Below are 7,813 nucleotides of genomic sequence, written 5' to 3' on the forward strand. Positions count from 1 at the left end.
GTGCGTACCGTCTGCATCCCGGAGACCACCTCCAGCGCATTACCCGCAGCCTGCACCCCGCGCTGGTAGGCCGAGGTGAACTGCTGCAGCTCTCGGCGCATCCGGAGGAGCTGCTGCTGGCGGGCGCGGATCTCCTCCTCGACCGGGGCGGCCAGTTGCGCGGCCGCCACCTCGGGGGCCACGGCGTAACCGGTGCCGGGTTCCTCCGGGTCGGCGTGGACGAGCCGGGCCGCCAACAGCCGCTCCAGTGCGGCCGCCGTGTCCGCCGCGGCCAGGCCGAGGTCCTCGGCCACGGCCGCAGCATCGAGGCGGCGGTGCTCGGCCACCCACTGGTAGACCGCCCGATCCGCTTCTTCGCCGACTGAGACGTCCGATATCAACCCAGGAAGGTGCTCTTCTTCCACTTCATCCCCCATTCCTCTTACTGCCACGTAACTTTAGTGACAGGCAGGACTGGTAGTGCGGGAGCTCGGCGGCGGCCATGCTGAACGTGTCCCCGGACGCCGGCAGTCCCGTCGGAGTCCGGGGCCTCTTTCCGAGCCGACTGACCCGACTGACCAACGGAGTCCCCTGTGAAGCTGAAGCGCCTCGCCCTCACCGCCCTGACCGCGACCCTGCTCGCCGTGGGCGTCCCGGCCGTGGCCCATGCCGATACCACCCCGACGTTCGACCCGAATCGAGGCGCGGGAAGGTGCCGCTGGGTGACGGCCGAGGAGCTCCAGCAGCGGTACACGCCGGAAGAACTGGCCCTCATGAAGGAGAACGGCACTCTGCCGACCGGGCCGGTGCGGATCTGCTCCGGAGAGGGAACCGGCAACGGCTGGGGGCCGCTGCCCCCTCGCGACCGGATCCTCTGATGAGCCACCCACCAGCACACGGAGGCCAGCCATGACCACTCACCCCGCACCTCTGACCACGTTCACGGCTCGTGAGCGGGAACTCCTCGCCCATCTCGCGCAGGGGGCCACCGACCGCGCCATCGCCCGCCGCATGGAGCTGAGCCCCCACACCGTCGACACCTATCTGCGCCGCCTGCGCCACAAGACCGGTACGAGCAACCGCATCCAACTTGCCATCGTCGCCCACACCGCCCTGCACTCCCCGTGAGGGGGCCCCGGACCACGGTTACCGTGGCGAGCGCGCCGGGCCGCCCCGGCGTTGTGCCGGATCAGGGTGAACGGCGTCGGTGGACAGCGTGCGGCGGAGTCGTGGTGCTGTGCGAGGTGGACGGCCGGATGGCGGCCCGGTTTCCGACCGCGGTCGGTCGTCGCCGACGGGCCCGCCTTCCCCTGGGGTGCGGGCCCGCCCACGGTCAGGGCCGGTGAGGGCGAGGTGGTGCGGCGCAACCCGGCCCGCTGACCACAGGACTCGCCAGGTACCCACACGTCAGCAATCGCGCCGCCGTGCCAAGCCCACTTGCCGTGCTTCGTCGTCGGCCGACCTCCCGCATCCTGCTCCGGGCCGGCAGTGCTGTGCTCGTCAGGGGCCCAAGATTGGCAGGAGAAAGAGATATGGGCTGGCACGGATATCTGGCGCTGTGGTGCGCGGCATTCGGCACGATGGCACTGCTCGGATACGGAATGTCGCTGGCCGGGTTGACCCGGGCCCAGCGCACGGTCCGTGTCATGGGCCGGATCGAGCGGGTGCGGGAACCCCGGCACGGAAGCTCCCAGCACGACGGGATACCCGTGGTCGTCTCCTTCCACGACCCCTCCACCGGGCAGGAGTTCACCGTGACGAACGACGGTGAGCACGGCGACCGGATCAGCACGGCCTGGACGGGCCGGGAGATCGGCGTCCGCTACCCGCGCGGGAGACCGCACGCCTACCGGTTCACCCTCGACCTCTGGGCGAACCGGCACGGTCGCGCATGGCCGAACTCCGCGGTTTTCCTGCTCTATGCCGGGTTGGTGGCCCTCGCCACGACCGATTGGGGCTGGCCGTGGGCCCTGCTCGGCTTCGGCGTGCCCTGGACCGTGTCCGGCGCGTGCTACGTGCCCCAGAACGCACGCGCGGCGAGCCGCCGTATCGACGCGCTGACCTCTCGACCCCCTGTTCAGGGCCGTGTCGTCGCCGTCCTCACGGACACCAGCACCGACAGTGACGGCTACACCTCCACCAGCCACACGCCGGTCATCGCCTTCACCACCCACGAGGGCACGTCGGTCACCGCCTACTGCGCCGATGGGCTGCCGGACCCGACGAACTCGTACGGCCGGGACGTCACGATCCACTACACGCCCGACGACCCGGCCGTCTTCACCCTGGACCTCGCGTCCGAACACCGTTCCCGCACATCCGAGATCGCCTTCAGCCTGCTGGCCCTTGTCATCGGAGTGGCGGCGGTCGTCGTGGGAGCGGTCGGGCTCGGTCTGTAGCCGGGCGAGGCCGGTAGGGTCGTGGCCCGGTGGCCCCGACAGGGCTGGGTTGACACATGGGGGTCATGACACATGCCTACGCCTGAGCAAATCTGGGCGGACGCTGATCTTCCCGCGCGCCGGCTCGCCGGGGTGGCCCTCAATCCGTCCGCTCCGGAAGACGCCCTCTTGCGGCTCCTCGCCGACGGTCCACTGGCCGTACGGATGGTGCTGTGCCGGGACCGGATCCTGCCCGACGCGGTTGTCGACGCCGTGCTCGAGCACCCTGACACCCGCACCCGCAGCTTCTTCGCCCGCAACCCCCATGTCGATCCAGCCCAACGGGCACAACTGGTGGACGATCCGGAGTGGTTCGTCCGCGCCCACCTCGCCGATGCTCCCCGGGTGGTCGCCGGTGGTGCGCCCAGGCCGCTGCCCGACGAAGCTGCTGTGCGCATGATCAGTACGTACGAAGGCGAGCTCCTCCAGGGCACCTTCTACCGGCAGATCTCCACGGGGCTGCGCCGGTCCATGCCCACCCATCCGGTCGCGAAGGTCCGCTGCTGGGGGGTCGGCATGTGGGATCTGCTGCCCGCCGGCACCCAGGCCGCGCTGCTGGCAGACGCCGACGAGGACGTCAGGGAACGGGCGGAGAGGCATGCGCGATACGAGGATTCGGCGTGGGTGGAGCGCGAACTGCCTGCCCGGTCGTGTCACGCACGCTGGGACATGCTGCTGCACCGGGCCCTCAGCAGAACTGTCGTGAACAGCGTCCTCACCGCCCCGGTCACCGAGGGAGAACGGGCGGCGATCGCCTGCAACCCCAGCCTGCACGCCGACGTGGTGGTCCTCCTGGCCGGCGATCCGGACCCAGCGGTGCGCGAGAGGATCGCCCACCGCCCCGACCTCGGACCTGCCGAGCGCCGCGCCCTCGCCACGGACCCCGACCCCAAGGTGCGACTGGCCCTGTCCGTGCACCCCGAGCTGAGCGAGGGGGAACGGGCCGAGATCGACTACGAAGTCCCCATGAACGACTGCTTCCACTCGCATCCCGAGCCCTCCGTGCACCGAGACCCCCAGGACGTCCGCCGAGACGCGAACTCCAGCCACCCGCTCCTGCGCCGGAAGGCGGCCACGGACCACTACCTGCCGCCCGACCTCGTAGAACGCCTGGCCGATGACGACGATCTCGGCGTACGCGTACTGCTGGCCCAGAACCATCCGGACGCCCCGGCTTCACTGCTCCTGCGCAGCTTCCTGGAGTACGACGGCCACGAGCGCGCACACCTCACCACCCGGCCGAACTTCCCCACCACCGGCCTGGCCGCCTTCGCCGACCACCAGGACCCCGAGGTCCGCGCCCTGGCCGCCCGCGATCCCGAAACCGCGCCGGCAACCGTAGCGCGCCTCACCCGGGACCCGGACCCTGCCGTACGAGCCGCGCTGGCGCGCCACCCGAACCTTCCCCAACCCCGCCTGGCGGAACTCCTCGACGACGAGGAACTGGCCCACGAGGCCGCTGCGAACCCGGCATTGGATTCCGAGGTGATGCACCGACTGGTGACGATGCAGGGACAGCGGGAGTGACCGCTGCACCGTAGCCGGGCCAGCGCTGGGGGCAGGGTTCCAGCTGCTTTCTGGTTCAGCGTTCGGCGTCGGCTGCGTCGCCTTCCACGTGCCAGTTTGGATATCCTGCTTCCTTCATGCAGGTTTCCATGAATGTGCTCTTGGTTTGCGTCGGTGCTGTCGCGGTAGCCCTGTTGGCAGCCTTCCCAATATGGATCTGCGCTGTTGATTCAACCACCATCGGACGGCTGTGGCGCATGCCGCGACCTTTCCGAGGTCCGTTGTTCTCGTCCACATCCGGGACGACCCTGCCGTTGTGCGGGCGAGTGCAGGGGACTGCCTCTGCCTCGTTTCCGGGCAACGGGGAATGAACCTCTGTTGCAGGAGTCGCTTATTTTCAGTTAACGCCGCCGTCTGCGACCAGTCAATGAGAGGGCGGGTGATTCGGGTGCTCGCCAGCCAGGGGTGCGCCTGGAGCGCGTCGCCGCGAGTTGGGCGTCCGACGACCGTCCGGGGCTGGGACGTGTCCCGGTGGCCGGGCTGGTGGGGTGGCGGGACGATGAAGGCATCTCCCACGAGCCGAATGAGGCGATTGCGAGGTGTGACGATGAGGTTGCGACGTGCTGCGGCCTTGGCGGCGATGGCGCCGGTCACCGTGTTGAGTGTGTGGACGGCTCCGCCGGCTGCTGCGGCCAGCACGCACACCATCACCATGACCGGGACACTGACCGTTTCGGACGCGCCCAGTTTCCCGTCGAGCAGGACCACGAGAAGTACCCCGTTCACCAGGGAGGTCAGGCTGAGTCACGACAGGCCGGACCAGACTCTGACGGCAAATGCGTGCGTGGGTGGCGAATCCCGGGGTGAGGTCAGTGTTCAAGTCCACCTGAGGTCCGATGAGATGGTCGTGGTCAACCCTTCACTGAGGCTCTTCGAAGGGTCGGACTGTCTCTCCAACGACCTGGACGGGTCGACCCGGTTGATTGAACAGGGGTTCAAGCCGGGCGAGAGCCTGAACGGCTTTCGGATGTCAGTCAAGAACGGTGAGGTCGGCTCCGACGACTTCGCCCGGGTGAACTTCGACCTGGAGCACGAGGGCAGCAAGGGGATCGGCATCGGCAGGCCGGCCGAGCCGTCGAACGTAGTCGCCACGAGAGATCCCGCCGACCCCACCCGCGTGAATCTGGAGTGGTCGGACCCCGCGACCGACGAGACGCACTTCGAGATCTTCAACAGCACCCTCCGGCAAGCCAAGGGCGTCACGAAGGACACCACGTCGTTCGTCTGGACCGGCCTGCCGTTGGGCAAGCAGTGCTTCCAGGTACGGGCGGTCAACGCCGTCGGCGCGTCGGACTTCACTCCGGCGAACCCGAGGTCCGAGTGCGTCTGAGCTCCGGCCGGCAGGGGGCTCATGCCCAGCACCGGACAGGAACAGGGCCGGGGGCGCACGAGGACAGCGAGCGGCAAGGCCGTACTCTACAGACGGCAAGACCAGCCGCTGCTGATGCGGCGTAGCCGTCCGTCGCACGTGGGCGGTCCAGTTCGTATCGGGTGCCCGACGAATGACCAGGAGGTTGACCGGTGATCGCTCTGACCGCAGTCGGAGGGGTGGCCCTGGTTGAACTGGGCATGGCCCTGACTCCGGGGCCGAACATGATTCACCTCGCCTCTCGCGCGATCACCCAAGGCCGCAGGGCGGGCCTGGTCAGTCTGAGTGGGACCGCCGTGGGATTCGTGTGCTACCTGCTGGCCGCGGCTGCGGGCCTGTCGGCGTTGTTCGCTGCCGTGCCGGTGGCGTTCATGGTGGTCAAGCTCGCTGGGGCCGCCTATCTGGCCTACCTCGCATGGGGCATGCTCAAGCCCGGCGGCCGCTCGCCCTTCACCCCGGCCCAAGACCTGACTCCGGTCTCTGACGCCCGCCTGTTCTCGATGGGGCTGCTGACGAACCTGCTCAACCCCAAAATCGCTCTCATGTATGCCGCCCTCCTGCCCCAGTTCTTGGACCCGCAGGCAGGTCCGTCCTGGGGGCAACTGCTCCAGCTCGGTGGGGTGCAGATCATCGTGGGGATCTCGGTGAACGCTCTGATCATGCTGGGCGCAGCGCGCGTGTCGGGGTTCCTGGCCGCCCGTCCTCGTGCCATGACCGCCCAGCGGTTCACGGCAGGGGGCCTGCTCGGCGTCTTCGCGCTGCGCACCGCGCTGTCCCGTACCCCTGTCTCCACCTGACCCGGTTCGCGTCACTGTTACGCCAGACTTGGGCCCCGTCACTCGCTCCCCGGGGCCGTCTTGTCGGTGGCCCTCGTCTCATGAGACACATCAACGTCCGGAGAACGACGGGCACCGGGCCCTCGTCGAAGTGCTCTCCGCCGCCCAGCCCACCTTGGCCGAACCGTTGTCTGCGGATGTGGACCGGCCACACCGAGCCCGGTGTCAGTCGTCGGTGGCCTGGTAGAGCGTGGTCCAGAAGTCGTGGATGAGGCGGGCCGAGTCCGGGGTGGACATCCCGACCTGGGTGAGCAGGATTCCGGTGAGCTGGTTGTCCGGGTCGGCGTAGGCGGTGGTGCCGGTACCGCCGTCCCAGCCGAACTGGCCGGTGGGCGCGTAGTCGCCGCGATGGGTGCGCACTGCCATCCCGAAACCCCAGCCGCCGTGCTGCCCTTGGCCGGCTGCGACGTGGGCGATGTTCCTGTACATGGTGTCCCGGGCGGCCTGTTGCCGGGGCGTGAGGCGGTTGGTGGTCATCAGCTCGACGGCGGGCCGGGACAGGATCCGTTCGCTGCCGTGCATGCCGTGGTTCAGCAGCATCCGGAAGTAGGCGTGGTAGTCGTCGGCGGTGGAGACCAGCCCGCCACCGGCGCCCTGGAAGGCCGGAGGGCGGCTGGTCCTTCCACCTACGGCCTCGTCCCACACGAGGAACTCTCCGGTCTGCGGGTCGGGCCCGTAGAGGGGAGGCAGCCGGTCGATCTTGTCGGCGGGCACGTGGAAGGCGGTGTCCTTCATCCCCAGCGGATCGAGGATGCGTTCGCGCAGGAACGTCCCCAACGGCCGGCCCGCGACCCTGGCGACAAGCACGCCGAGTACTTCGTTGCTGAGGTCGTACTGCCACCGCTCTCCAGGCTGGTACGACAGCGGCAGCTCGCCGAGCCGGCGCATCCACTCGTCCGGCGCGGGCGCCGGCCCGGACGCCACGCTGTAGTCGGTCCGCTCGAACGTCGCTGCCCTGATCGGGGAGTCCAGCAGATCGAAATCCAGTCCGAGCCCGAACGTGGAGGTCATCAGGTCCCGTACGGTGATCGGCCGCCGGGCCGGCACGGTGTCCTCCAGCGGGCCGTCGGGCCGCTTCAGCACCCGGCGGTCGGCGAGTTCGGGCAGCCACGGGTCCACCGGCTCGTCCAGCCGCAGCCGGCATTCGTCAAGCAGGACCATCGCCGCCGCCATCGTGACCGGCTTGGAGGCGGACGCCATCCGGAAGATCGTGTCCCGGCGCATCGGCGCGCCACCGTCATGACGCATCGCCCCGATGACCTCGACGTGCGTCCGGCCGCCACGGCTGACCAGGGCGACCAGCCCGGGAATCCTCTTGGACTCGACATGCCGTGCCAGCGCCTCGCGCAGTCTGCGGAGCCCCGCTTCGGAGAAGCCGCTGTTGCTTTCACGCATCATGAACGTCCTTGTCCGCATGTCTTCGATCCTCTGGAGCCCTCCGCCGGGAGGAGGGGGCTGAGCCGCCTTCGAGGTGGCCGTGTGGTGAGCGTGCACCCTGACCCAAGGTCAAGGTCAACCTCCATCGCAGGCATGGGCTGACCGGCACCGATAGCAGGCTTCCCCGGCCTGGAAGCGGAGTCGTCCGCCTCTCGGCGACAAGGGTGACGAGCGGGAACAGAGGGGGG

Annotated in this window: 9 protein-coding genes; 6 read left to right on the forward strand and 3 right to left on the reverse strand. The window is 69.1% G+C overall.

Going from position 1 to position 7,813, the window contains the following annotated elements; all coding sequences use genetic code 11:
* On the reverse strand, positions 1 to 293 hold a 293-nt coding region (locus ACFV0Q_RS34750; RefSeq protein ID WP_385010989.1), incomplete at its 3' end, for a hypothetical protein.
* 279 nt (positions 294 to 572) lie between these two features.
* Between ACFV0Q_RS34750 and ACFV0Q_RS34755 the strand changes: the two genes are divergently transcribed.
* The 4 genes from ACFV0Q_RS34755 (at position 573) to ACFV0Q_RS34770 (ending at position 3,944) form a co-directional block, all read left to right on the forward strand.
* Entirely contained in the window at positions 573 to 857 is a 285-nt protein-coding gene (locus ACFV0Q_RS34755) for a hypothetical protein (protein ID WP_385010991.1), read from the forward strand.
* A gap of 31 nt (positions 858 to 888) precedes the next feature.
* The gene (locus ACFV0Q_RS34760; protein WP_385010993.1) at positions 889 to 1,107 is read left to right on the forward strand and encodes a response regulator transcription factor; all 219 of its coding nucleotides are present in this window, start codon (positions 889 to 891) and stop codon (positions 1,105 to 1,107) included.
* A gap of 404 nt (positions 1,108 to 1,511) precedes the next feature.
* On the forward strand, positions 1,512 to 2,378 hold the full coding sequence (locus ACFV0Q_RS34765; RefSeq protein WP_385010995.1) for a DUF3592 domain-containing protein: 867 nt from the start codon (positions 1,512 to 1,514) through the stop codon (positions 2,376 to 2,378).
* Positions 2,379 to 2,450: 72 nt separating this feature from the next.
* Complete coding sequence (locus ACFV0Q_RS34770; protein WP_385010997.1) at positions 2,451 to 3,944, forward strand: hypothetical protein; 1,494 nt, start codon at positions 2,451 to 2,453, stop codon at positions 3,942 to 3,944.
* Positions 3,945 to 3,999: 55 nt separating this feature from the next.
* Here ACFV0Q_RS34770 and ACFV0Q_RS34775 read toward each other — a convergent pair whose 3' ends face one another.
* Positions 4,000 to 4,218 (reverse strand): hypothetical protein, encoded by a 219-nt coding sequence (locus tag ACFV0Q_RS34775; RefSeq protein WP_385010998.1) that lies wholly within the window; start codon positions 4,216 to 4,218, stop codon positions 4,000 to 4,002.
* A gap of 732 nt (positions 4,219 to 4,950) precedes the next feature.
* Here ACFV0Q_RS34775 and ACFV0Q_RS34780 point away from each other — a divergent pair.
* Both ACFV0Q_RS34780 and ACFV0Q_RS34785 read left to right on the forward strand, forming a co-directional pair.
* Positions 4,951 to 5,313: a fibronectin type III domain-containing protein gene (locus ACFV0Q_RS34780; protein ID WP_385010999.1), complete on the forward strand. Its 363-nt coding sequence runs from the start codon at positions 4,951 to 4,953 to the stop codon at positions 5,311 to 5,313.
* 191 nt (positions 5,314 to 5,504) lie between these two features.
* Positions 5,505 to 6,149 (forward strand): LysE family translocator, encoded by a 645-nt coding sequence (locus tag ACFV0Q_RS34785; RefSeq protein WP_385011001.1) that lies wholly within the window; start codon positions 5,505 to 5,507, stop codon positions 6,147 to 6,149.
* Positions 6,150 to 6,353: 204 nt separating this feature from the next.
* On the opposite strand, the gene ACFV0Q_RS34790 is transcribed toward ACFV0Q_RS34785, so the two are convergent.
* On the reverse strand, positions 6,354 to 7,583 hold the full coding sequence (locus tag ACFV0Q_RS34790) for a serine hydrolase domain-containing protein (RefSeq protein ID WP_385011003.1): 1,230 nt from the start codon (positions 7,581 to 7,583) through the stop codon (positions 6,354 to 6,356).
* Positions 7,584 to 7,813 lie beyond the last annotated feature (230 nt).

Source organism: Streptomyces sp. NPDC059564, from assembly GCF_042735575.1.
In the GTDB taxonomy this organism is placed as follows: Bacteria; Actinomycetota; Actinomycetes; order Streptomycetales; family Streptomycetaceae; genus Streptomyces.

Excerpts from the sequence above, each read along its gene's own strand:
- ACFV0Q_RS34790 (WP_385011003.1), bottom strand. The coding sequence starts at position 7,583 with ATGCGTGAAAGCAACAGCGGCTTCTCCGAAGCGGGGCTCCGCAGACTG.
- ACFV0Q_RS34765 (WP_385010995.1), top strand. The coding sequence starts at position 1,512 with ATGGGCTGGCACGGATATCTGGCGCTGTGGTGCGCGGCATTCGGCACG.
- ACFV0Q_RS34780 (WP_385010999.1), top strand. The coding sequence starts at position 4,951 with ATGTCAGTCAAGAACGGTGAGGTCGGCTCCGACGACTTCGCCCGGGTG.
- ACFV0Q_RS34770 (WP_385010997.1), top strand. The coding sequence starts at position 2,451 with ATGCCTACGCCTGAGCAAATCTGGGCGGACGCTGATCTTCCCGCGCGC.
- ACFV0Q_RS34760 (WP_385010993.1), top strand. The coding sequence starts at position 889 with ATGACCACTCACCCCGCACCTCTGACCACGTTCACGGCTCGTGAGCGG.